At 58.3% G+C, this 824-nt stretch carries 2 protein-coding genes; one reads left to right on the top strand and one right to left on the bottom strand.

The window, feature by feature from the left end; all coding sequences use genetic code 11:
- Window positions 1-218: adenylyltransferase/cytidyltransferase family protein (locus EN964_RS35965; RefSeq protein ID WP_164751476.1), on the bottom strand; the 218-nt coding region annotated here is incomplete at its 3' end.
- A 301-nt stretch (window positions 219-519) separates the two neighbouring features.
- Here EN964_RS35965 and EN964_RS35960 point away from each other — a divergent pair.
- A complete protein-coding gene (locus EN964_RS35960) occupies window positions 520-672 on the top strand; it encodes a hypothetical protein (RefSeq protein ID WP_081714296.1) in 153 nt (50 codons plus the stop codon).
- Window positions 673-824: the final 152 nt, after the last annotated feature.

The raw sequence follows: 824 nt of genomic DNA, 5'->3' as shown, positions 1-824 counted from the left end.
ACCTTGATGCGGGCACCGTCGCTGCCGAATTCCGTCTTCGTCGCCGTCTCGATCAGCTTCACCCGCTCCTCGAAGGAAAACAGCGGTTGCTTGCCCGGATGGATGCCGATCGCCGCATAAACGATATCCGCCACGGCCAGCGAGGCCTTCAGCACATCGAGATGGCCGTTGGTCAGCGGGTCGAAGGAGCCGGCATAGAGGGCGATGCGTTCAGTCATGGCAGGTGCTTCTAATGCATGATCCCAAAAAGTGGAAACCGGTTTTTGGAAAAGATCATGCTCAAATGAAAGCTAGAGCCCGTTCCGTCTTCCGTCCATCAACAAGATGGAACAGGCTCTAGCGAGCCTCTCTCGCAAAGGCAAATCCGATCGGCGCGCCGGCCGTGAACCTTTTCCGGCACATGAACGACAGATGAACACGCTGATCACGAAGCCTTCACGCAGCGCTCACTAGGTTGCACCTTAATAAGATGAAACCAAAATCCCATCTATCCGTTGTTAGGCGCAGGAGAACACGCACATGCTGATCTACATGCTCGCCACCGCAATGACCGTCGCCATGCTGATCGCCACCGTATTTGGGCTGCATCAGGAGGCGCAACGCATCCGCGTCAAGGCAAACACCAAGCGCTTCGAAGGCTTCGGCCCGCGCAAGCCATATCGTCACTACTGATAAAGCCTGAACTTGCTGCCGCGCCGGCCACCTGGCCGGCGTTGCTATGTCAAAACCCGGGTGCCGGACTTAGTCCGCACCGTCCGGACCGGCGTCAGGCGCCGGAGCGGCATCAGCACCGCCCTCGACCGTCTCATCGCTTTCTTCGTCCG

The sequence above is a fragment of the Mesorhizobium sp. M7A.F.Ca.CA.001.10.2.1 genome (assembly GCF_003998575.1).
GTDB lineage: Bacteria > Pseudomonadota > Alphaproteobacteria > Rhizobiales > Rhizobiaceae > Mesorhizobium.
This window is presented reverse-complemented; position numbering and strand designations above follow the sequence as displayed.